The sequence below is a fragment of the Serratia fonticola genome, from assembly GCF_001006005.1.
Lineage (GTDB): Bacteria > Pseudomonadota > Gammaproteobacteria > Enterobacterales > Enterobacteriaceae > Chania > Chania fonticola.
On record NZ_CP011254.1, the window covers coordinates 86,874 to 109,444 of the forward strand.

At 54.3% G+C, this 22,571-nt stretch carries 20 protein-coding genes and 1 pseudogene; 11 read left to right on the plus strand and 10 right to left on the minus strand.

Annotated elements, in window-relative coordinates:
* Nucleotides 1-9: 9 nt before the first annotated feature.
* From WN53_RS00305 to WN53_RS00320, 4 genes are read right to left on the minus strand one after another with little or no spacing between them, the layout of a single operon-like run.
* The gene (locus tag WN53_RS00305; RefSeq protein WP_024484900.1) at nucleotides 10-1,335 is read right to left on the minus strand and encodes an MFS transporter; all 1,326 of its coding nucleotides are present in this window, start codon (nucleotides 1,333-1,335) and stop codon (nucleotides 10-12) included.
* Complete coding sequence (locus WN53_RS00310; protein WP_024484901.1) at nucleotides 1,332-1,985, minus strand: DUF4286 family protein; 654 nt, start codon at nucleotides 1,983-1,985, stop codon at nucleotides 1,332-1,334. The genes WN53_RS00305 and WN53_RS00310 overlap by 4 nt, the downstream gene beginning before the upstream one ends.
* Nucleotides 1,986-2,036: 51 nt before the next feature.
* The gene (locus tag WN53_RS00315) at nucleotides 2,037-3,386 is read right to left on the minus strand and encodes an amidase (RefSeq protein ID WP_024484902.1); all 1,350 of its coding nucleotides are present in this window, start codon (nucleotides 3,384-3,386) and stop codon (nucleotides 2,037-2,039) included.
* Nucleotides 3,386-4,102 (minus strand): DUF2848 domain-containing protein, encoded by a 717-nt coding sequence (locus tag WN53_RS00320; RefSeq protein ID WP_024484903.1) that lies wholly within the window; start codon nucleotides 4,100-4,102, stop codon nucleotides 3,386-3,388. The genes WN53_RS00315 and WN53_RS00320 overlap by 1 nt, the downstream gene beginning before the upstream one ends.
* 125 nt (nucleotides 4,103-4,227) lie before the next feature.
* Between WN53_RS00320 and WN53_RS00325 the strand changes: the two genes are divergently transcribed.
* Nucleotides 4,228-4,908: a GntR family transcriptional regulator gene (locus tag WN53_RS00325; RefSeq protein ID WP_024484904.1), complete on the plus strand. Its 681-nt coding sequence runs from the start codon at nucleotides 4,228-4,230 to the stop codon at nucleotides 4,906-4,908.
* Between the two features lie 37 nt (nucleotides 4,909-4,945).
* On the opposite strand, the gene hda is transcribed toward WN53_RS00325, so the two are convergent.
* The gene (hda, locus tag WN53_RS00330; protein WP_024484905.1) at nucleotides 4,946-5,647 is read right to left on the minus strand and encodes a DnaA inactivator Hda; all 702 of its coding nucleotides are present in this window, start codon (nucleotides 5,645-5,647) and stop codon (nucleotides 4,946-4,948) included.
* Between the two features lie 172 nt (nucleotides 5,648-5,819).
* Between hda and WN53_RS00335 the strand changes: the two genes are divergently transcribed.
* The 4 genes and pseudogenes from WN53_RS00335 to WN53_RS00345 all read left to right on the plus strand — a co-directional run bounded on the left by WN53_RS00335 (nucleotide 5,820) and on the right by WN53_RS00345 (nucleotide 7,993).
* The gene (locus WN53_RS00335) at nucleotides 5,820-6,317 is read left to right on the plus strand and encodes a hypothetical protein (protein WP_046807980.1); all 498 of its coding nucleotides are present in this window, start codon (nucleotides 5,820-5,822) and stop codon (nucleotides 6,315-6,317) included.
* Between the two features lie 44 nt (nucleotides 6,318-6,361).
* A pseudogene (locus WN53_RS28865) lies at nucleotides 6,362-6,472 on the plus strand (IS200/IS605 family transposase); the annotation flags it as partial.
* Nucleotides 6,473-6,708: 236 nt separating this feature from the next.
* Complete coding sequence (locus tag WN53_RS00340) at nucleotides 6,709-7,503, plus strand: winged helix-turn-helix domain-containing protein (RefSeq protein WP_158645258.1); 795 nt, start codon at nucleotides 6,709-6,711, stop codon at nucleotides 7,501-7,503.
* Entirely contained in the window at nucleotides 7,493-7,993 is a 501-nt protein-coding gene (locus WN53_RS00345) for a hypothetical protein (RefSeq protein WP_046807982.1), read from the plus strand. Before WN53_RS00340 ends, WN53_RS00345 begins: the two co-directional genes overlap by 11 nt.
* A gap of 213 nt (nucleotides 7,994-8,206) precedes the next feature.
* Here the strand turns inward: WN53_RS00345 and uraA are convergent, their stop codons facing one another.
* Both uraA and upp read right to left on the minus strand, forming a co-directional pair.
* Nucleotides 8,207-9,496: a uracil permease gene (gene uraA / locus WN53_RS00350; RefSeq protein ID WP_021178765.1), complete on the minus strand. Its 1,290-nt coding sequence runs from the start codon at nucleotides 9,494-9,496 to the stop codon at nucleotides 8,207-8,209.
* 120 nt (nucleotides 9,497-9,616) lie between these two features.
* Nucleotides 9,617-10,243, minus strand: a complete 627-nt coding sequence (gene upp / locus WN53_RS00355) for a uracil phosphoribosyltransferase (protein WP_024484908.1) — start codon at nucleotides 10,241-10,243, stop codon at nucleotides 9,617-9,619.
* 255 nt (nucleotides 10,244-10,498) lie between these two features.
* Here upp and purM point away from each other — a divergent pair, with 255 nt between their 5' ends.
* The 4 genes from purM to WN53_RS00375 all read left to right on the plus strand — a co-directional run bounded on the left by purM (nucleotide 10,499) and on the right by WN53_RS00375 (nucleotide 13,910).
* Nucleotides 10,499-11,536 (plus strand): phosphoribosylformylglycinamidine cyclo-ligase, encoded by a 1,038-nt coding sequence (purM, locus tag WN53_RS00360; RefSeq protein ID WP_021807122.1) that lies wholly within the window; start codon nucleotides 10,499-10,501, stop codon nucleotides 11,534-11,536.
* Complete coding sequence (purN, locus tag WN53_RS00365; RefSeq protein WP_024484909.1) at nucleotides 11,536-12,174, plus strand: phosphoribosylglycinamide formyltransferase; 639 nt, start codon at nucleotides 11,536-11,538, stop codon at nucleotides 12,172-12,174. The genes purM and purN overlap by 1 nt, the downstream gene beginning before the upstream one ends.
* Before the next feature lie 111 nt (nucleotides 12,175-12,285).
* Nucleotides 12,286-12,843 carry a spermidine N1-acetyltransferase gene (gene speG / locus WN53_RS00370; RefSeq protein ID WP_024484910.1) on the plus strand — a complete coding sequence of 186 codons (558 nt, stop codon included), beginning with the start codon at nucleotides 12,286-12,288 and terminating at the stop codon, nucleotides 12,841-12,843.
* A 326-nt stretch (nucleotides 12,844-13,169) separates the two neighbouring features.
* Entirely contained in the window at nucleotides 13,170-13,910 is a 741-nt protein-coding gene (locus WN53_RS00375) for a bactofilin family protein (RefSeq protein ID WP_080949233.1), read from the plus strand.
* Nucleotides 13,911-13,922: 12 nt separating this feature from the next.
* Here WN53_RS00375 and pstB read toward each other — a convergent pair whose 3' ends face one another.
* Genes pstB through WN53_RS00390 form a run of 3 tightly spaced genes read right to left on the minus strand, consistent with a single transcriptional unit; the run spans nucleotide 13,923 to nucleotide 18,572 of the window.
* Nucleotides 13,923-14,735 (minus strand): phosphate ABC transporter ATP-binding protein PstB, encoded by an 813-nt coding sequence (gene pstB, locus WN53_RS00380; RefSeq protein WP_024484912.1) that lies wholly within the window; start codon nucleotides 14,733-14,735, stop codon nucleotides 13,923-13,925.
* Nucleotides 14,736-14,763: 28 nt separating this feature from the next.
* Nucleotides 14,764-16,416 (minus strand): phosphate ABC transporter permease PstA, encoded by a 1,653-nt coding sequence (gene pstA / locus WN53_RS00385; RefSeq protein WP_046807983.1) that lies wholly within the window; start codon nucleotides 16,414-16,416, stop codon nucleotides 14,764-14,766.
* The gene (locus WN53_RS00390) at nucleotides 16,413-18,572 is read right to left on the minus strand and encodes an ABC transporter permease subunit (RefSeq protein ID WP_046807984.1); all 2,160 of its coding nucleotides are present in this window, start codon (nucleotides 18,570-18,572) and stop codon (nucleotides 16,413-16,415) included. Before WN53_RS00390 ends, pstA begins: the two co-directional genes overlap by 4 nt.
* A gap of 255 nt (nucleotides 18,573-18,827) precedes the next feature.
* Here WN53_RS00390 and ppk1 point away from each other — a divergent pair, with 255 nt between their 5' ends.
* Together ppk1 and ppx are read left to right on the plus strand one after the other, a co-directional pair.
* The gene (ppk1, locus tag WN53_RS00395; RefSeq protein WP_024486375.1) at nucleotides 18,828-20,891 is read left to right on the plus strand and encodes a polyphosphate kinase 1; all 2,064 of its coding nucleotides are present in this window, start codon (nucleotides 18,828-18,830) and stop codon (nucleotides 20,889-20,891) included.
* A gap of 10 nt (nucleotides 20,892-20,901) precedes the next feature.
* Nucleotides 20,902-22,461, plus strand: coding sequence for an exopolyphosphatase (ppx, locus tag WN53_RS00400; protein WP_024486374.1), 1,560 nt, complete (start codon nucleotides 20,902-20,904; stop codon nucleotides 22,459-22,461).
* Nucleotides 22,462-22,571 lie beyond the last annotated feature (110 nt).

Here is a 22,571-nt window from a genome sequence, read left to right on the forward strand (position 1 = left end):
CAGCTGTATTTACAACGGTTTATGCGCTGTTTCCCGGGCAGCTAGCAACGCCCACAAGGTAATTAGCAATGCCAGCACAACGTAGGCCGATATCGCCAGCGTGCTGTCAAAAGAAGTGAATAACGAAGCAATGATCAACGGCGCAAAGCCACCTCCCACGATCCCCGCCAGAGTATAAGCCAGCGAAGAACCAGCATAACGCACCTTGGTCGGGAACTGTTCGGTGATAAAGGCCGCCTGCGGGCCGAACATCGCCGCATGGATCAGCAAGCCAATCACTACTGCGGTACAAATCAACACCGGCTGACTGCTATCGAGCAACACGAAGAAGGCAAATGCCCAGACTATCCCCGCCAGTGCCCCGCCGATATACACTGGCCGGCGGCCTAAGCGATCGGATAAGGCGCCAAACATCGGTACGGTAATCGCGTTGCCTATCGCCCCCAGCATGGTGGCCGTCAGCGCTAGTGGCCGTGGCAGGTTCAGCACCGTGGTCACGTAAGTCAGGGTAAATACCACCACCAACGCGTACAGCACGTCGGAGCCAATGCGCGAACCACCGGCGATCAGCAGCGAACGTGGGTGTTGGGTGAAAACCTCGCGGATCGGCGAATGGGTAACATCCTTCGACGCTTCCAATTTCAGGAACGCCGGTGTTTCCCCAACCCCACGGCGCAGCCACAGGCCAAAGATCACCAACACCAGGCTCAACAGGAACGGAATGCGCCAGCCCCACTGTTGGAAATCGTCTGCCGACATCGCCATGGTCACCAACGCGATCAGCCCGGTGCCAATCAGCGAACCACAGGAGGGACCGACCTGCGCAAATGAGGCGTTACGCCCACGCTGATGTGGCTTACCGTGTTCCATCGAAAGCAGCACGGCTCCAGCCCACTCCCCACCCAGCGCAATGCCCTGGATGAAACGTAGTGCCACCAGCAACAACGGACTCCAAATCCCCCAACTTGCATAGCCGGGCAGTAACCCCATCAGCGTGGTGGTCACGCCCATGATCACCAGCGTGGCAACCAACACAAAACGCCGTCCCAGTACGTCACCAAGATGCCCGAACACGATGCCGCCGATGGGCCGTGAAACATAGCCGACCGCATAAGTAGAAAACGCCAGAATGGTGCCGACCAGCGGATCGAATGACGGGAAGAAAACATGGTTGAAAATCAAGGCAGCCATGATGTTGTAAACGGTGAAGTCATACCACTCCAGCGCGGTGCCTATCGAACTGGCTGCCGCCAGCCTGCCGGTTTTAGGAGGATCGACGGCGTGATCTTTCACCGATAAGTCCACAATCGGCGTTTCAGTGGTGGACGTATTCATAATGCCAGCTCCTGTGAGGTCAGTTGCCAGCCAAGTGCGTAATGCACCGCCTCGCCAGCAGGGATTTTCAACGTGTGGTAAGCCAGCTCACTCAAGCGCTGCCCCGCCTCTGCGCTACTACTTTCGATCAACACCATAGGTAACAGCTGACGATTTTCCCGCGACTCTTGCGGAAGCGGTGAACTGAGCTCGGCGTTTGGCAACAGTAGGCTGCTGTGCACAAAACCCGGCTGTTCAGCCAACACGGAACCCATGTGCTTAACATCGTTTTTCAGAACATCCTTCTCACTCAGTGCCAGAGTGATGATGCTCAGATGGCTACCGCTGCCCTGGCCGGTGACGGCTTCAACCGTGCAGACCCGGCGCATGGGATCGCGCATCTTGCCCAGGCAGGCAACCGACCACGGCGTCTGTTGGGTAAAAGCGTTGCGATAGGCCTGGGAGGTAAAACTGGCCAGGGAGGCGGTCTTATACAGCCCAAGGTATTTACGCCCACCCTGTAGCGCCTGATAGCGCGTACCGGAGAGAAAACCGGGAACACGCACCCGCTCCTCTACATGTTCACGGTCGTACCACTGATTGAAATCCGCCTCATCCTGCGCGGCGACATCCGTTGCAACAAACAGCATTCCGTTCGGGGAACCGGTCATGGGTATTCTCCTGGTAGAGTCAGTAAGGCAAGGCGGCACCCTGCCGAAAAATCACGCGTCAGCAAGGCAACGTTCGATTGCCAGCGCCCAACCCAGCAGCGCCTGGTCATGCATGGGTAATCCGGCCACCATCAGGCCAACGGGGGCCTCACCTGGCCGTTGGCAGGGTAGTGATAACGCACAGCCGTCGAGGAAGTTGATTACGGAAGGATTACGCAGCGCGGCACCGTTGGCACCGAAGTAGGCTTCGTCGTCCTCTGCCAGTTCGGCAAGGGTTGGTGCTATCAGCGGCGCGGTTGGCATCAACAAGGCGTCAAAGCCCTGCACCCTGGCCGTCACCCGCTGTTGCCAACTGGCACGCAACTGCCGTAGCTGCTGAAGATCGCTCTCGCCCAACGGCTGGCCACGACGAATGCGTGACAGCACTCGCGGGTCATAACCCTCGGCATTTTCAGCAATCAACGACTGGTGCCAATGCCAAGACTCCAGTGCGGTAAAACCACCCGCAGCGTTGATCTCCGCCAATTCGGCAAATTCACTGCAAGGGATAGCTTCAATCCGCGCACCGGCCTGAGCCAAACGTTTCAAGGCACGCTGAAACGCCTCTGCAACCTCTTCGTCCAACCCATCCAGCATTAGCGTTTGCGGAACGGCAAAACGTGCCTGCGCCAAGGAGGGTGACTCAGGCCGTAGCGCTTGTTCGGCGATTGCCGCATCCAGTGCGATACAGCTGGCAACGTCATGAGCAATCACCCCGATTGAGTCCAGCGAAGGCGACAACGGCAGCAGTCCACCGCTGGCAATTCGACGGGCGGTAGGCTTATAGCCGGTCAATCCACAGAAAGCGGCCGGAATACGTACCGATCCCCCGGTGTCACTGCCAACGGCACCGCAGCACATACCGTCGGCTACCGCGACCGCCGCACCGGAAGATGAGCCACCGGGTATACGCTGGTTAGCGCGATCCCAGGGGTTAGCTGGAGTGCCAAAATGCGGATTGATACCCAGCCCGGAGTAGGCAAACTCGGTCATGTTGGTTTTACCGATCACTACAGCTCCCGCCTGCAACAGACGCTCCACTATCGCAGCGTGCTTCTTGGCCACCGCAGCACCAGCCAGCACCCGAGAACCGGCAGTAGTCACCTGTCCACTCACGTCAAACAGGTCTTTGATTGAGATCGGCACGCCATCCAATGGAGACAAAGATTTGCCTGCCGCGCGACGTTGGTCGGCCGCCAGCGCCTGCTGTTGTGCCCAATCGGCATACACCTGAGTAAAAGTTCGCTCCCCTTCCCCCTGCGGATCGGCGATTTTCGCCAAGGCATCGGCGATCAACTGCCTAGAGGTAAACTCTCCACTGGCCAACCCGGCGGCGGCCTGCACAAGCGTTAACTTAGCCATCACGCCACCACCGGCAGTTCGATACTGCGATAGCTATGGGCAATGGTGCGCCCCAACACCTCATCCACCAGTTCCATACGGAACTCGGCTGATGGCCGGATCCCCCCGATCGCCGCCACCGTGCCGCAGGTCATTGCCAAGCCGTCACTCGGTAGCTGGGGGAGCGTCATGCCACTTTCTGGCAGTTGCTGCCCGCTCAGATAGCGTTCGAGCAAGTCACCGGGGGTGCGCAGGCTGGCGAGAGTCCCCTGCTGATAAAGCTGAAACGCGCCGTTTTCCTTTATCCATGAACGCAAGATCAAGGAGTCCCAGTGATCGCTCACTTCGTGTAACGGCCAGGCAGCACGCGCTACCGGTTTAACGCAGATCTGCTTGGACAGTGCTACGCTGTGTACTTCCAACTGACGATCGGTATGATCGGACGCTAATGAGACATACAGTTCGCCGCCATGGCTGAAAATCAGCGGTTCCGCTTCGCCGGAGGTCGCCTCGCCGATCACTTCGATGCATTCGCCTTGGCTAAGTTGATTAACCGCCACACGGTAAAACAGCGGGACGCTGCTGGGTTGAGGGACGCCCAGCTCGGCCAGCTCCTGGATATGATGTTGAATTGCCTTATAATCACGACCGGTCCAACCAGCGATGACCAGATGATCGATGTCAGCATCCAGCGTCTTGGCACTACAGGTTTCTGGTAAAGTAAAGGTCAGCCTCATGGCAATTGTGTCCCTTTGGTTAAAATAGTGTGAAATTTCACTATATCTTCAGTTAACAACTAAGCGACTGCCATGTGACGTTTTTGTGTACCATGTCTAAAAATTTCTTCTTGCAGGAGTAGTATGTGAAGACCATTGACGCAGAAGATCGAGGGTTCCCGGTAGCAGAGGAAGCCGGTTTGTCACTTAATGAAGTGGCCTACCGCCGCTTCAAGCAGGCATTGGTGACGTTAAGTTACAAACCGGGTGAATACCTCAATACCGCGCAGGTAATGGGTGAACTGGATATGGGCAGGACACCGATCAATCAGGCGATCCACCGTCTGGCGAATGAGGGCTTGCTGCAGGTGATCCCGCGCAAAGGGGTGATGGTCTCGCCGCTGTCGATAGACGATGCGTTAGAGTTGATTGATGTCCGGCTGGCCAATGAAATGCTGTGTATGCGCCTGGCCAGTGCCAAGATCACCCAACCACAGGTTGCCGCACTGAACGCGCTGAATCAGCAGATTGAAGCCGCCAGCCTGGATCGTGACCGGGTACGGATGATGACGTTGGATCATCAATTCCATCAGGAGCTGGCGCAGATCGCCGGGAATAACATGTTGACGGATATTCTGAGCGTACTGCACGCCAGAGCCCAACGTTTCTGGGCCAGCACGCTGTCGCGGGAAGGGCATATGCAGGAAGTTATCGATGAACACCGGGCGATTATCAGCGCGTTGGCCGCACAGGACAGCGACGCCGCCGCCAGTGCTGCACAGGCGCACATCCTGTCATTCCGCAGTGCGCTGTTACACGAAGGCTGAATAGTCTAAAGAGTGGGAATGGGGAATAGGCGGCTAGCTACAACCCCAGGATTTCCTTCACAAACGGAATGGTCAGCTTGCGCTGTGCCGTGATCGACGCGCGATCCAGCTGATCGAGCGTCATAAACAGCGTGCGCATTTCACGATCCAGACGCTTGAGCAGGAAACGGCCCACGTCTTCCGGCAGTTCGAAACCACGCAGTTTGGCGCGCAACTGCAACGCCTGTAGTTTCTCTTCGTCCGACAGTGGCTGTAACTTGTAGATCTGCCCCCAATCCAGGCGCGAGGCCAGATCCGGCAAATGCAGATTTAGCTGGCGCGGCGGACGATCGCCAGTGATAAACAGGCGGGTGCGGCCGGTTTCCAGAATGCGGTTATAGAGATTGAAAATCGCCATTTCCCATTCCTCATCACCGGCAATGCACTCGATGTTATCGATGCAGACCAACGCCAGCTGTTCCATGCCGTCCAGCACTTCGGGCACAAAATAGGCCCGCTTATCCAAGGGCACATAGCCTACCGCTTCGCCACGCTGCGAGAGTTCGGCACAGGCCGCATGCAGCAAATGGCTGCGTCCCCCGCCTTCGCGTGACCAGAAATAGATGTAGCTACCATGCTCCTGACGGACTGCGGATTGGATCGCGGCTAATAAGGATGGGTTCTCACCCGGATAAAAACTGGCAAAAGTTTCATCATCGGGTAGATAAAGTGGCAGTGAAAGCTGTGCCGGCGTATTCAGAAAAGCACCTCAACCAAAACTGGCAGGAAAACGCGAAGAGTCTACCACAGAAAGCAACCGCTGTTGAACCCGCCATGAGAACAACGCGATTTAGTTGCCAAATTTGTCTTATACGGCAAAGCTGTTCTAAGATAAATCGCACAAATTGAAGATGACCGAAAGGAGCTAGACCGTGAAAGCGTGGAATAAAGTGCTATTGGCCTCAATGGTAGGTTTACTGCTGGTGGGCTGCGATGATGCCAAGGTCGATTCTCATCTGGATAAGGCCAAAGACAGTGCCGAACAAATGAAAGATGCGGCGGAAAAGAAAGCGGATCAACTGACCGACGATGCCAAGGCCAAAGCGGAAGAGATCAAGCAGGCCGCGGCGGCCCAGACGGAACAGCTGAAGGACCAAGCTTCCGCCATTAAAGATGACGCCGCCAAGCAGGCGGATGCCCTCACTGATGATGCCAAGGCCAAGGCCGCAGCAATCAAACAGGATGCTGACAAACAAAGCCAGCAGCTGATCGATCAAGCCAAAAACATCAAGGCCGATGCGATCAACGGAGCGAACGATCTGGCGCAACAGGCCAAGGCAAAAACCGAACAGCTCAAGAACAGCATGGACAATAAGGCTCAACAAGCCGACGGTAAAACCGAACAACCGGCTCAGCCCGCTAATCAATAAACAGATTTGCTCTGTATGGGCGCAGCATGCTGCGCCCGCTTGACTACTCATCCAAGTTGTCTATCAGCGTGATGATGGATAATTTAAAGTCTTTTGGGACACACCGACTCAGTCAGCAGAATACGCATTTGCGAATGCAGAGCAAAACGGGGATACCAAGATAAATATTGTACTTCACATGTGGCGCAGAGGTGGAACGCTCATGACGTGCGTAGCCAGTCAGAATACTTCGGAGTAACTTCCCCTAAAACCTCTCGGTTTTTTCATCTTATATCCCCACCCGCATTGGGCAATGAGTATGCGGCGGATTGTACTAAATACGGATAAGACTTTACATGCACTGGGAATAATCTTATCCTTAAGGGTGGCGTTCATTACTCAGAGGATTGAGATGGTTGGTTACTATTTGATAGATAAAAAGATAGTTTACAATAATGATCACGGGGAAATTTTCAACCTTAATGAGCCAGAAGTAAAAGTAAAGCTTTCTAACCCTGCGGCTAAATGTTTACAGAAACTCATTGATGCAGATCATCAAATTGTCTCGCCAGATGAGCTTATCGATGACATTTGGGGACAGAAAGGCGTCATCGTAGGCACTAATACCCTATATCAGCATATCTATATCCTGAGAAAACACCTTTGCTCACTGGGATTAGATAAAAACATTATTAAAACCACGCCGCGCTCCGGGTTCAATATCCCGCAAGAATTTACTATTGAGCCATTTCAGGATAAAGTTGAATACGTAAAACAAGAAGATCATCAAGAACAACATCAACAGGCGGAAGAAAAACCTGCATTAACAATCAATGAGTTACCCAAGAAAAAACCAGGTTTTCTAAAAAAACGCAGTATCTATTCTTTAGTGGTGGTTCTCACCCTCATTATTGCCTCATCAATTTACATTTATAACACCAAAAAACCTTTAGAAGCCGATTACACCTTAATAGGGAAGTATCAAAATTGTGATATTTATGGAGAGAATGGAAGATTCACCCTCTTATATATCAAATCAAGAATTGAAAATCACAACATAGAGTGTAATAACGAAGGAAACCAGTCTTTGTATTACTTTGGAAATCCTGCAATTAAACGAGAGTCAATTTTCTTATGTGACAACCGCATTGATGGTGATGCTAGAAGTAATTGTAAATCATATCATTGGACTGGCTATGAAAACTAAAATCATTATTCCATTAGTAATATTAATATGTGCCATACTGGCCGTAGCGTATTACTTTCTTTATTTAGATAACAAAACAGAGACTATCTCTTGTGAGTCTAAGCTTTATTTTAAATTTTTTGTGCCAAAACCTGAAGTGGTTGCCAACTATAACATTATAATAAATTTAAAAGGCGACAGTGACAAAGATGATGGCAGAGGTAAATTCTCAATAACTGCAAACTTTTATGATGGGATGAACAAGTACTTTATCAGGCGTGATGTCATTGCCAGCTACCAAGTTGACGATAATGGTTTGTATTTTTTCAAAACCCTTTATATCAATAAGTATGCCCGAGATACCATTCCTGAGAATGTCGAAAAACGCCTTGTGCCAGATGTTTTTGCTAAAATAAACAGTCTGTCAGGCTACACCATACGCCCAGCAGGTAAGCAAGGGTACTTTATCTATGAAACCGACATTCCGGTCTTTTATTGTAATCGGTTATAACCGGGCAACCGTTGGCAGATATACTACACTGTTGCCCAATTATCCGTGCCAATAGCCTGCTATCAAGACACAGCAAGCAGGCTATAGTGGACCTAGAAGCACTCAATAGACATCGCCTGGTCATGAAGCCAATATTCCCACCGTTAAGGTGAGTCATATTGGCACAATCACTATCAGGCCCGCTCTACCAGCAAGCTAATAGAGCTTTGCCGATTATTTTTGGTCCAGTCGCTCTTCTGGCACATCAATCACTTCTTCTTCCTTGCGGTACAGGCTGATCAGTTTGAACAGCAAGCTCAGGCCGACGCCGACGATGGTCGCCAATGCCATACCTTTCAACTCCGCCGCACCGATATGCACTTTCGCGCCGCTAACGCCGATAATCAGGATCACCGAGGTCAGGATCAGGTTCTGCGCCTTGTTGTAATCCACCTTGGATTCAATCAATACGCGGATACCCGAAGCGCCAATCACGCCATACAGCAACAGAGAAACACCGCCCATCACCGGCACCGGTACCACCTGGATCGCCGCCGCCAGCTTGCCTACGCAGGAAAGCAGAATGGCCAGAATTGCCGCTCCGCCGATCACCCAGGTGCTGTAAACCTTGGTGATGGCCATGACACCAATGTTCTCACCATAGGTGGTGTTAGGCGTAGAGCCGAAGAAGCCGGAGATCACGGTGGAAATGCCGTTGGCGAACATTGAGCGGTGCAGGCCCGGATCGCGCAGCAGGTCCTTCTTGACGATATTCGCCGTGACTACCAGGTGACCAACGTGCTCGGCAATCACCACCAATGCCGCAGGCAGAATGGTGAAGATGGCAAACCACTCAAAGCGTGGCGTGTAGAAGGTCGGCAAGGCAAACCAGTGCGCGTCACGGATTGGCGTCAGATCCACCACGCCCATAAAGAACGACAGCGCATAGCCTACCAACACCCCGATCAGGATCGGGATAATCGCCAGGAAGCCGCGGAACAGCACCGAGCCCAATACGGTAACACCCAGCGTCACCAGTGAAATAGTGATGGTCGTGCTGTCTGCGGAGGTACCTTCCGCCGGTAACAATCCGGCCATGTTGGCCGCCACGCCTGCCAGTTCCAAACCGATAACGGCAACGATTGCGCCCATTGCCGCAGGCGGAAACATCACGTCCAGCCATCCGGTTCCGGCCTTCTTGACGATCAGCGCGACCAGGCAGAACAGCACGCCACACATGATAAAACCACCCAGTGCAACCTCATACCCCAGCGGCAACAGCAGCAACACCGGTGAAATAAACGCAAAGCTGGAGCCCAGATAGGCGGGTATCTTGCCCTTACAGATAAACAGATACAGCAATGTTCCCACGCCGTTGAACAACAGCACCGTCGCCGGGTTGATCTTGAACAGGATCGGCACCAGCACGGTGGCCCCGAACATGGCAAACAGATGCTGGAAGCTGAGTGGGATGGTCTGGAACAGCGGCGGGCGTTCACTAACGCCGATGGCGCGACGGGTCATGGGGTGTTTTTCCTCTGAGTTAGTATCAGTTGTGTTGGCTTGGTGATCAATGCTCAATGGATTACCAGGGTTGGCAATCCAAAGGGCATTAAAAAGCCGACTCTCAGGTCGGCTTATTTATTATTTGGTACCAAATATCTTATCGCCTGCATCACCCAGGCCAGGCACGATGTACCCTTTGTCATTCAGGCATTGATCGATCGACGCGGTATACAGCTCAACATCCGGATGCGCTTTCTCCAGCGCGGCGATCCCTTCAGGAGCAGCGACCAGTACCAGCACCTTGATGCTGCTACAACCGGCTTTCTTCAGCAGGTCGATGGTTGCGATCATCGAACCACCGGTAGCCAGCATTGGGTCAACCACCAGCGCCATACGCTCGTCAATGTTGGAAACCAGTTTCTGGAAATATGGGACCGGCTCCAGGGTTTCTTCATCACGATAAACCCCAACCACGCTGATACGAGCACTCGGTACGTGCTCCAGTACCCCTTCCATCATGCCCAGACCGGCACGCAGGATTGGCACTACGGTAATTTTTTTCCCTTTAATCTGCTCAACTTCAACCGGCCCACACCAGCCTTCGATGGTAACTTTCTCGGTTACCAGATCGGCGGTCGCTTCATAGGTCAGCAAACTACCCACTTCAGAAGCCAGCTCACGAAAGCGTTTGGTGCTGATATCATGTTCGCGCATCAGACCAAGCTTGTGCTTAACCAGCGGGTGTTTCACCTCAACGATCTTCATCATTTTTCTCCTATTAAGGTGGTTGACGGCCAAAAAAATCGCCGGATTATACCGCCTTTTGCTTCCGACGCCACTACCAATAGCCGGATCGAGATCAACAAAAGAGTGATCAACAGTATAGAAGACGAAAAGTTCGAGCGGGCTCACATGGTTCTCGCAAACGTTTGCTTGCGCTGTTAGAATTGCCGCGCCTGGTTCCGGCATCACCGCCGGAAGCACCGTTCTCAAACCGCAAACCGTCGTGGGGATCGCGCAGTGACCGACAAAACCTCTCTCAGCTATAAAGACGCAGGTGTCGATATCGATGCTGGCAACGCATTGGTAGACCGCATCAAAGGTGTAGTGAAACAGACCCGCCGCCCGGAAGTCATGGGTGGGCTGGGCGGTTTTGGCGCCCTGTGCGCGTTGCCGCAGAAATACCGCGAGCCGATACTGGTTTCCGGCACCGACGGCGTGGGTACCAAGCTGCGTCTGGCAATGGATTTAAAACGCCACGACACCATCGGTATCGATCTGGTGGCGATGTGCGTTAACGATCTGGTGGTTCAGGGCGCCGAGCCATTGTTCTTCCTCGATTACTTCGCTACCGGCAAGCTGGATGTGGATACCGCCGCCAGCGTGATCACCGGGATTGCCGAAGGGTGTAAACAGTCCGGCTGTGCGTTAGTCGGTGGCGAGACCGCGGAAATGCCCGGCATGTACCACGGTGAAGACTATGACGTCGCAGGTTTCTGCGTGGGCGTGGTTGAGAAATCAGAAATCATCGACGGCAGCAAAGTACAGTCTGGTGATGCGCTGATCGCTCTGGGCGCTTCAGGCCCGCATTCCAACGGTTATTCGCTGGTGCGCAAAATCCTGGAAGTGAGCAAAACCGACCCCACCACCACTGATCTGGCAGGCAAACCGCTGGCAGACCATCTGCTCGAGCCGACCAAGATTTACGTCAAATCGGTACTGGAATTGATCGAGAAAGTGGAAGTGCACGCGATTGCTCACCTGACCGGCGGCGGCTTCTGGGAAAACATCCCACGCGTATTGCCAGAAGGGATGCAGGCGGTGATCGACGAGTCGAGCTGGCAGTGGCCTGCCGTGTTTAGCTGGTTGCAGCAGGCGGGCAACGTGAGCCGTCATGAAATGTACCGTACCTTTAACTGCGGTGTCGGTATGGTGATTGCGCTGCCACAGGAGTCGGTAGAAAAAGCCATCGCAATATTGACCGCCGCGGGTGAAAAAGCCTGGCAGATTGGTAAACTGACCGCTTCTTCTGACGAACAACAAGTGGTCATCCAGTGATGAAAAAGATTGTGGTGTTGGTCTCCGGCCAGGGGAGTAATCTCCAGGCGCTGATCGACGCCTGCCAACAGGGCCGGATCGCCGCCACTATCGTGGCGGTATTCAGCAATAACGCGCAGGCATATGGCCTGCAGCGTGCCGAGGAAGCTGGCATTGCCGCTCAAGCGCTGGATGCCAAAGACTTTGCCGATCGCGAAGCCTTTGACGCCGCGCTGGCGCAAGCTATCGACCAATACCAACCCGATTTGGTGGTGTTGGCCGGTTATATGCGCATTCTCAGCAACGCCTTTGTGCAGCACTATGCCGGGCGTATGCTGAATATCCACCCTTCCCTGCTGCCGAAATACCCCGGGTTGCATACCCATCGCCAGGCTATCGACAACGGCGACGCCGAACATGGCACTTCGGTGCATTTCGTCACGGAGCAGCTCGACGGTGGCCCGGTGATCCTGCAAGCCAAAGTGCCGATCTTCCCCGGTGACGAGGAAGATGAGGTCATTGAGCGTGTGCAGACCCAGGAACACACCCTATACCCGCTGGTGGTGAGCTGGTTTATCGAAGGGCGGCTGGCAATGCGCGATAACGCTGCCTGGCTGGATGGTGAACGCCTGTCAGCACAAGGTTATGCCGCCGACTGACCCGCAATTTAACCGCAATCTAAACGGTGCCTTTCACGGTACCGTTTTTTTTCGCCTTCAATCAGCTCCTGAGGTTATAATTTTGCCAGATTAATGAACCGAGGAGAATGTATGTCGAGCACCACCAACGTCAGGCTACGCCCGCTGGAGCGGGAAGATCTGGCGTTTGTTCACCAGATGGATAACAACGCCAGCGTCATGCGCTACTGGTTCGAAGAACCTTATGAAGCCTTTGTCGAGCTTTCCGATCTGTACGATAAACACATTCACGACCAGAGCGAACGGCGTTTTATCATCGAGCATGAAGGAGCCAAGGTCGGGCTGGTTGAACTGGTAGAGATCGACCATATCCACCGCCGTGCCGAATTCCAGATCATCATCGATCCGGCTCATCAAGGCAAAGGCTACGCCAGCACCGCAGCCAAGCTGGCGATGGACTACGGCTTCTCGGTACTTAACCTGTATAAGCTGTATTTGATCGTCGATAAAGAAAACCCGAAGGCGATCCATATTTACAGCAAGCTGGGCTTTGAGGTCGAAGGCGAACTGATTGACGAATTCTTCGTTAGCGGCGCATACCGCACCGTGCTGCGCATGTGCATCTTCCAGCCACAGTATTTAGCGAAGTTCAAGACTGCCCAGTCTGGTGATAAGCCTCTGATGAAGTAAGTTGAAAGCAGGGGGCGATGAATATCCCCCCTGATGACAGATAGATGAAGATCAACAGGAAATCTTGTACGTTTGAGCTAGTTAATAGTTTATGTCCACTCGACGCTAATATATTTAAAAAATCAATTCATTATCGTGAATCATACAAATAATAAATTAATTTCTGCATGGCTATAGACTCGGATTGGCCAACCGAGTGGTGAATTAGGCGACAATATTAGGTATCATCCCGAGCACTACGGATAGCCCTACAGGAACCGTCACGCTGGCTGCCGCCTGGCAACCCGCACTTTCGCGGCGAATGGACTTCAAACGGCCTGAAAAACATGCGTAATTACAACTTATTATGGTGTATATGGGGATTATGGACGCTGTCCATCGTTCTCTGGCTGACAGGGATCAGCTTCACCGGTATCTACTTAAAACGCGCGCTGCTGGCCGCCTTGGTTCTGGCACTGTTGGCAACGCTGGCGTTTATCTACAAAATAACAAGGACGAATCAAATGCTGTCATTCAACAAGAAAAATAAAGCCGTTAATGAGGAAAAAGCACAGGAGCTGATCGATCAGCCCGTGCCTCAGCCGGCTGCTCACTCCGAGCCAAACATCCTGTCTGAAGTTGCCGACGCCATCAAGCCAATCCGTGCCAAGAAGGACACCTTTATCTCTAATGGTGCGCTGTTCACCGGTGTGATCGAAGGCGATGGCAATATCATTGTCGAAGGCCGGGTTGAGGGAAATATCATTTGCAGCCACATGGTACGCATTGAAACCAGCGGCCATGTCAAAGGCGAAATCCGCGCCCAGCAGATCACGATCAATGGCCCAGTTGAAGGCCGTTGCTTCGCCGACTCGCTGTCAATCCAGCCGAAGGGCAGCATGCGCGGTGATATTTTCGCCGACGAAATCTCCATCGAGAAAGGCGGCCTGTTTATTGGCCAGTCCCAGTTGATGCAAAAAACGCCTCCTCAAGCCCAGCCCGCTCAGGCAAAAGTGACCGCACTGAAAAAGGTTGAACCTGAACAGCAGGAACAACCGACCCCACAGCCGAGCAAGCATGCCAATTAAGCCCCTCACCCGTCAGCCATAGCGACCAGTGATGTAATCCTCTGTACGGCGTTGGCGTGGCGAAGTGAAAATCGCGTCGGTATCGTTATATTCCACCAGCGTCCCCTGGTGGATAAACGCCGTATAGTCGGAAACCCGTGCGGCCTGCTGCATGTTGTGGGTCACCAGCACCACGCTGTAGCGCTGTTTCAGCACCGAAATCAATTCCTCGATGGTTAAGGTGGAAATCGGATCCAGCGCAGAGGTCGGCTCATCGAGCAGCAACACTTCCGGCTCAACCGCGATCGCCCGTGCAATCACCAACCGCTGTTGTTGGCCGCTGGAGAGACGGAACGCATTTTCCCGTAACCGATCTTTCACCTCATGCCACAGCGCGGCGGCACGCAAGGATCGCTCCACGGCTTCATCCAGAATACGCCTGTCACGGACTCCCTGTAAGCGCAGGCCGTAGACTACGTTTTCGTAGATCGATTTCGGGAACGGGTTTGGCCGCTGGAATACCATACCCACGCGCCGCCGCAAAGCGGCAACGTCAATCTGCGGGCCGGAAATGGTTTCGCCATTAAGCTGCAGTTCGCCGTCAATCCGGCAGCGATCCACCAGATCGTTCATCCGGTTAAAGCAGCGCAACAGCGTCGACTTGCCGCAGCCTGAAGGGCCGATCAGCGCTGTCACCCGGTGTTTGGGAATACGCAGGGAAATATTGTGCAGCACCTGCTTGTCACCATAAAACAGATCCAGGCCGTTGACCGCCAGCGCGGTCTGCTCATCGGCCAACTGCTGGACATCCAGCCGGGGTAGGCTGCCCGGCGTTATCAGACTCATTTGGCACTCCCCAAAAGATTCAACCTTGTTACTGCGACCATGCTTTATACCGCTCCCTTAGCGAATGCCGGATGCCCATTGCCGTCAGGTTCAACCCAACCACAATGACCACCAGCAGGAATGCCGTGGCAAACACCAGTGGCCGCGCCGCTTCTACGCTGGGGCTCTGGAACGCCATATCGTAGATCTGGAAGCTCAGGTGCATGAATTTACGTTCCAGGTGCAAATAGGGGAAAATATCGTCCACCGGCAGCACCGGTACCGATTTCACCACGCCAACCAGCATCAGCGGTGCCGTTTCCCCCGCCGCTCGTGCTACGGCCAGGATCAAGCCGGTCATCATCGCCGGTGCCGCCATCGGCAGCACAATCCGCCAGAGGGTTTCCGCCCGGGTGGCTCCCAGAGCCAATGATCCCTGGCGCAACGAAACGGGAATACGCGACAACCCTTCTTCAGTGGCAACAATCACCACCGGCAAGGTCAGCAGTGCCAGGGTCAAGGCGGCCCACAGCACGCCCGGTGTGCCGAACGTCGGGTTCGGCAAGGAGTCGGCGTAAAACAGCCGATCGAGCGAGCCCCCCACCATATAGACAAAGAACCCCAGACCAAATACGCCGTAGACGATCGACGGCACCCCCGCCAGATTCACTACAGAGATGCGGATCAGCCGCGTCAGCAGATTATTACCGGCATACTCGTGCAGATAGACGGCGGCAATCACGCCAAACGGCATCACCACAATCGACATCAGGATCACCATCAACACGGTACCAAAGATCGCCGGGAACACGCCCCCTTCGGTATTGGCTTCCCGTGGGCTGTCGGTCAGGAATTTTTGTACTTGCTTGGTCCAATGCGCCAGCTTCTGCCCGCTGCTCATGTCGTTCGGATACCAGGCATCGCGCACTTGGCTCAGGGGAATGGTGTGAACCTGCCCGTGCATGTCGCGCAGCAGTAAAGCATCACGCTGGCGATCGCGTTCCAACCCTTGCAGTTTGCCAGCAAGCTGGCGGTATTGGCGTTGCAACTCCTGCCGTTCGGCACGGATAGAGGCTTGCCAGCGCGCATCCAGCTTATTCTCACGCTGCAGGCTCTTTTCATGCAAGCGTAAATGCTCAAACTGTTCGTTAATCCGTGCCATGTCGCGGAACTGAATATCGCGCGCCTGTCGCGTCAGCGCCGCAATTTGCGGCAAGCGCTGTTGCAACGCCTGGCTCAGATCGCTGCCGGTCAACGGTTGGCCATCTTCCAGTAAACCAGCCAGATAGCCGTACGCGGTGCCATTGCTGTTACGCTCCAACACTAATAAATCGCGTGGGGTAGTCATGCTACTGACGTCACTGGCCAGCAAAGTACGGAAATCCTGCCCTTCGCTTTCCCGGTTCCCCACTTTGATCAGGTAGCGGATAAAGCTCTGCGCTTCCCCTGGTGGCAACACAACACCGGCGTCTTGCAGTTGCTGGCGCGAGATCGTCTGCCGTTGATATAGCTCACCCACTACCGATACCGGGCCTGCGGCCGTCTGATTCAGCTCGAACTGATAGACTGGGCTAGGCCAGAAATAACGCGTCCCCTGCCCGGCCAGCAGCAGTAAAATGCCGATCAGCGCCAGCAGGCTGATGGCCACCGATGCCGCCGTCAGCCAAATCCACGGGGAGCCGCTTTTCACCCAGCTTCTCATGGTGTCTCCTGGTTCAGCGTATAGCGCTTACGCAAGCGTAAACGTATCGCCTCCGCCAGCGTGTTAAACACAAAGGTAAAGATGAACAACACCAGCGCGGTCAGGAACAGGACCCGATAATGGCTGCTGCCCGTGACGGCCTCTGGCATTTCGATAGCGATATTGGCCGCCATCGCCCGTAAGCCCTGGAACAGGCTGCCGTCGATCAGCGGCGTATTGCCGGTGGCCATCAGAACGATCATGGTTTCCCCCACCGCGCGGCCAAAACCGATCATCAGCGCAGAGAAAATACCGGCGCTGGCGGAAGGCAACACCACGCGCAATACGGTTTGCCACTGGGTGGCCCCCAGGGCCAACGAACCCCGGCTAAGCGAGGCTGGCACGCTGAACAACGCATCCTCTGCCAGTGAAAAGATAATCGGCACCAGTGCGAAGCCCATCGCCACGCCCACCACCAACGTATTGCGCTGATCGAAATCCTCGCCCAACCAGAAGTGCAGCGGCTCACCAAACAGCTTAAGCTCCAGCCAAGGCCCTACGGCAAGCGCCAGCCAAACGGTCAGCACCACCACCGGTAACAGCAACAGTAAATCCCAACCCGGTGACCAAGGCCGCGCCGTAAATCGGTTAACCAGCCAACTGCATAACAGCACGACCCCGGCCAACAGGAACGGCAACGCCAACACGGCCAGCAGATAACGCTCGATCATCGGTGCCAGCCAGATACCGGCCACCAGCCCAATCACTACCGTTGGCAACGCGCCCATCACCTCAACCGCCGGTTTGACGACCCGTCTTAACCCTGCTGACATAAAACAGGCAGTATAGATCGCCCCGGCCAGCGCCAGCGGGATGGCGAATAACATGGAGTATGCTGCCGCCTTGAAGGTGCCAAAGATCACCGGCATCAGGCTGAATTTAGCCTGGTAGCTATCTTCACCCGAAGTGGATTGCCACACATACGCTGGCTCAGGGTAGTTCTCATACCACAGCCGCTGCCACAGTGAACGCCAGGTAACGTCTGGATAGAGATTATCCACGGCATAATGCTGCCAACCCTGGGCAGTTTCCAGCAACAGACCGTCGCCACGTGGGGCAAACGCCATCTGTTGTACGTTGACGGGGAGCTTGTCCTTCAGTAACGGCTTGGACTGGATACTGGAAAACAAGGCGAACTCGCCCTGCGGCTGCAAGGTTGCGAACACCCGCCGATACGGTTCGGCTACTAACAACTCCTGTGCGGAAGTCTGATGGGTAAATTGCTGTATTGGTGCTAACTGGTGGCGCTGGTTTTTCTCCACGTCAAACCATTCACGCAGGCTACCGTCACCAGCCTGGATCAATAATGCGCTCCCCCCTGGCAACGCCGTCAGGCGGTAGGGAGGATGTTCACCCAAGGTTCGCGTCTCACGCAGCTGCGGATGTGCCCCTTCAATCTGATAGCGGGCCAGTTGGTTGCCGGTTAACAGATAAAGCTGGCGTCCATCCGGCGTTAGCAGCAGTTGTTGTGGTGCGGTGGTCAAAGGGATTTCCGCGGGTTGGCCCTGAAGCGTCGGGCTGAAACGCCCCAACAGCAACCGGTTGTCGTCCGTTACCGCCGCCAGCAGGAAATTGCCCTGGCGGACTTGCGCCAGGCTTAGCAATGTCAGTGCATGCCCATGGGGATCAAATGCCAAGGGATCCTGCCCCAGCGGAAAACGCCACTGCGGTTCACCACCGCCCGCCGGTGCAAAATCGGCCTGGGCAACCACCAATCGGCCATCCGCATGCGCCAGGGCAAACAGGTCACGCTCTCCAACCGCCTGAGCCAATAAGGTAGGCTGGCTCAATAGCGTTTGCTGTATAGGGTTATGGTTCGGTGCCTGCAACTGATAAAAATACCCTTCCCCCTGGCGGTCGATGCGATAACCAATACGCTGCTGTACGTCCATCCCGATGGCGAGCGCCGGGGAGCTGTAGCTCATTGGCAATACGCGTGAAGTGCCTAGCGAGGCCGGTTTGAACAGCGGTAAAACCGAAAGCAATAGATAGACAAAGATCAGCATCAGCGTCATCAATACCAGCAACCCACTGACGGTCACGGCCCCTTGTACGCCACGATCAACGTGCGCACGCAGGCGATCCCGGGGATGTTGGTTAAGCGTTGTCTGTGCCATTTGCCTGTCGTCGGTTCCGTTGTCGGGCTTGCGCCCAAAGATAACCGGGCATCTTATGTCAGTTTTGTGACGTTTGCATGACAAAGTTGCCGAGGGCCATGCTGGAAGAATAACAATTTGCGGCGGGCAATGCGGCGGGATAACTCCGCAGATATGTTGGACATTGTTGTCAATCTCTCGCAATAATGAAGAAGGACACTAGAGCGGTATTCGGCGATAAGTCCGATCCTTTTCTAAAATTGAACTGGAGTAGCAATGGGTCAGGAAAAGCTCTACATCGACAAAGAATTAAGCTGGTTATCCTTTAATGAACGCGTGTTGCAGGAAGCCGCAGATAAGAGCAATCCCTTGATTGAGCGCATGCGATTTCTGGGCATTTACTCCAATAACCTGGACGAATTCTATAAAGTCCGTTTTGCCGATCTGAAACGGCGCATCTTGATCAGCGAAGAACAGGGTTCAGGTGGCGCTTCACGTCATCTGCTGAAAAAAATTCAGGCCAAGGTGCTGAAGACCGATCAGGAGTTCGACGGCCTGTACAACGATCTGCTGCTGGAGATGGCGCGCAACCAGATATTCCTGATCAACGAGCGCCAGGTGTCAGAGAACCAGCAAATCTGGCTGCGGCAATACTTCAAGCATCATTTGCGCCAGCACATCACGCCGATCCTGATCAATCACGACACCAATCTGGTGCAGTTCCTGAAGGACGATTACACCTATCTGGCGGTGGAGATCATTCGCGGTACGCGCATCGATTATGCGTTACTGGAAATTCCGTCCGACAAAGTGCCCCGTTTCGTCAATCTGCCGCCGGAAGCCCCCCGCCGACGCAAGCCAATGATCCTGTTGGATAACATCCTGCGCTATTGCCTGGACGACATCTTCAAGGGCTTCTTCGACTATGACGCGCTCAACGCCTATTCGATGAAAATGACGCGCGATGCAGAATACGATCTGGTGACCGAAATGGAATCCAGCCTGTTGGAACTGATGTCGTCGAGCCTGAAACAGCGCCTGACCGCCGAGCCGGTACGCTTTGTGTATCAGCGCGATATGCCCAATGAGATGGTAGAGCTGCTACGTAACAAACTGGGGATATCCAACTACGACTCGGTGATCGCCGGTGGCCGTTACCACAATTTTAAAGACTTCATCAGCTTCCCGAACGTCGGCAAGGCCAATCTGGTCAACCGACCGCTACCGCGCCTGCGGCATATCTGGTTCGATAAATTCCGCAACGGCTTCGATGCCATCCGCGAAAAAGACGTGCTGCTGTACTACCCGTATCACACCTTTGAACACGTGCTGGAGCTGCTGCGTCAGGCGTCGTTCGATCCCAGCGTGCTGGCGATAAAAATCAATATCTATCGGGTAGCCAAAGACTCACGCATTATCGAATCGATGATCCATGCTGCACATAACGGTAAGAAAGTGACCGTGGTGGTGGAGCTACAGGCACGCTTCGACGAAGAGGCCAACATCCACTGGGCCAAACGCTTGACCGAGGCCGGGGTGCACGTGATCTTCTCCGCGCCGGGGCTGAAAATTCACGCCAAACTATTCCTGATCTCGCGCCGTGAAGGCGACGATATTGTGCGCTATGCTCATATTGGTACCGGCAACTTTAACGAAAAAACCGCCCGTATCTACACCGACTACTCGCTGCTGACCGCCGATTCGCGCATCACTAACGAAGTACGCCGGGTATTCAATTTTATTGAAAATCCGTACCGGCCGGTCTCCTTCGACAACCTGATGGTTTCGCCGCAGAACTCCCGCCGCATGCTGTACGATCTGATCGATCGGGAAATTGCCAACGCATTAGCCGGTGAAAACGCCGCTATTATGTTGAAAATAAATAATCTGGTGGATAAAGGGCTGGTAGATCGGTTATATACCGCTGCCGCTGCTGGCGTGAAAATCCGTCTGTTGGTGCGCGGCATGTGTTCGCTGATCCCCAACCTGCCGGGAATTAGTGACAATATTCAGGTTATCAGCATCGTCGACCGTTTTCTGGAACACGATCGGGTATACGTTTTCGAAAACAAAGGTGACAAACGGGTTTACCTCTCTTCCGCCGACTGGATGACCCGTAACATAGATTACCGTATCGAAGTGGCAGTATCGCTGCTTGATCCGGCGCTCAAGCAGCGCGTTCTGGATATTCTGGAGCTGCTGTTTAGCGATACGGTCAAGGCCCGCTATATCGATAAAGAACTGAGCAACCAGTATGTACCGCGTGGCAATCGCCGTAAGGTCCGTGCACAGGTGGCCATTTATGAGTATTTAAAAGCTCTGGAACAACCGGACAACTAGGCCAGCCACTATGCCGCTAAAAAGCACTGCAACCAATAATAAGCCACAGGAAATCGCTGCCATCGATCTTGGCTCGAACAGTTTCCATATGGTGATCGCCCGCGTCGTTAACGGCGCCTTACAGGTGTTAGGCCGTTTAAAACAGCGGGTACACCTTGCCGATGGATTGGACAGCGAAAACGTGCTCAGTGAAGAAGCCATGGAGCGGGGCTTGGCCTGCCTGGCGCTGTTTGCCGAGCGATTACAGGGGTTCCCGGCGGATAACGTCACCATCGTGGGTACCCACACCCTGCGTCAGGCGGTGAATGCCGAGGTGTTCCTCAAGCGGGCGGAAAAAGTGATCCCTTATCCGATCGAAATCATCGCCGGGCAGGAAGAGGCCCGTCTGATTTTTATGGGGGTCGAACATACTCAGCCGGAAAAAGGCCGCAAGCTGGTGATCGACATCGGCGGTGGCTCTACCGAACTGGTGATCGGGGAGGATTTCGAGCCTCTGCTGGCAGAGAGCCGCCGCATGGGTTGCGTGAGCTTTGCCCACATGTTCTTCCCTGAAGGGGAGATCAGCAAAACCAACTTTAAGCGGGCACGCCTGGCCGCCGCACAAAAATTGGAAACCCTGGCCTGGCAATACCGCATCCAGGGCTGGCAATATGCCTTGGGGGCATCTGGCACCATCAAGGCCGCTCACGAAGTTTTGGTGGCCATGGGTGAAAAAGACGGTTTGATTACCCTTGAAAGGCTGGAGTTGCTGGTTGAGCAGGTGTTGCAGTTTAAAAACTTCAGCGCCCTGAGCCTGCCGGGCCTGTCGGAAGATCGTCAATCGGTATTTGTGCCGGGGCTGGCGATCCTGTGTGGGGTATTTGATGCGCTGGCAATCCGCGATCTGCGCCTGTCCGACGGTGCCTTGCGCGAAGGCGTGCTGTATGAAATGGAAGGTCGCTTCCGCCACCAGGATATTCGCAGCCGCACGGCCAAAAGCCTGGCCGATCACTATAATATTGACCGCGAGCAGGCCAAGCGCGTGCTCGAAACCACCGAGCTGTTATACGCCCAGTGGATGGCGCAAAATACCAAGCTGGTGCAGCCACAGTTGGAAGCGCTGTTGAAATGGGCCGCCATGCTGCATGAGGTGGGGTTGAGCATCAACCATAGCGGTATGCACCGCCACTCCGCCTATATTCTGCAAAATACCAACCTGCCAGGCTTCAACCAGGAGCAGCAGTTGCTGCTGTCGGCGCTGGTGCGTTTCCAGCGTAAAGCGATCAAGCTCGAAGAGTTACCCCGCTTGAACCTGTTCAAGAAGAAGTACTATCTGCCGCTGATCCAGCTGTTACGCCTGAGCACCCTGCTTAACAATCAGCGTCAGGCCACCACTACACCGGAAACCCTGCGTCTGGCAACGGATGATAATCATTGGACGCTGCGCTTCCCCGCGGGCTATCTGACGCAGAACAACCTGGTACAGCTCGATTTTGAGCGCGAGCAGGAATACTGGAATGACGTGGTTGGCTGGAAACTGGTGATAGAAGAAGAAGGCGAACAGGACGCAGACGCAAAACCTGCGGCTTAATTCATTGAATTTCTGGTGATATCCTGATGGAGCATAACCGTTTGCTCCCCCTCACCCCAACCCTCTCCCACAGGGAGAGGGAGCTGACCGGAGCACTTGGTTGGCTACGT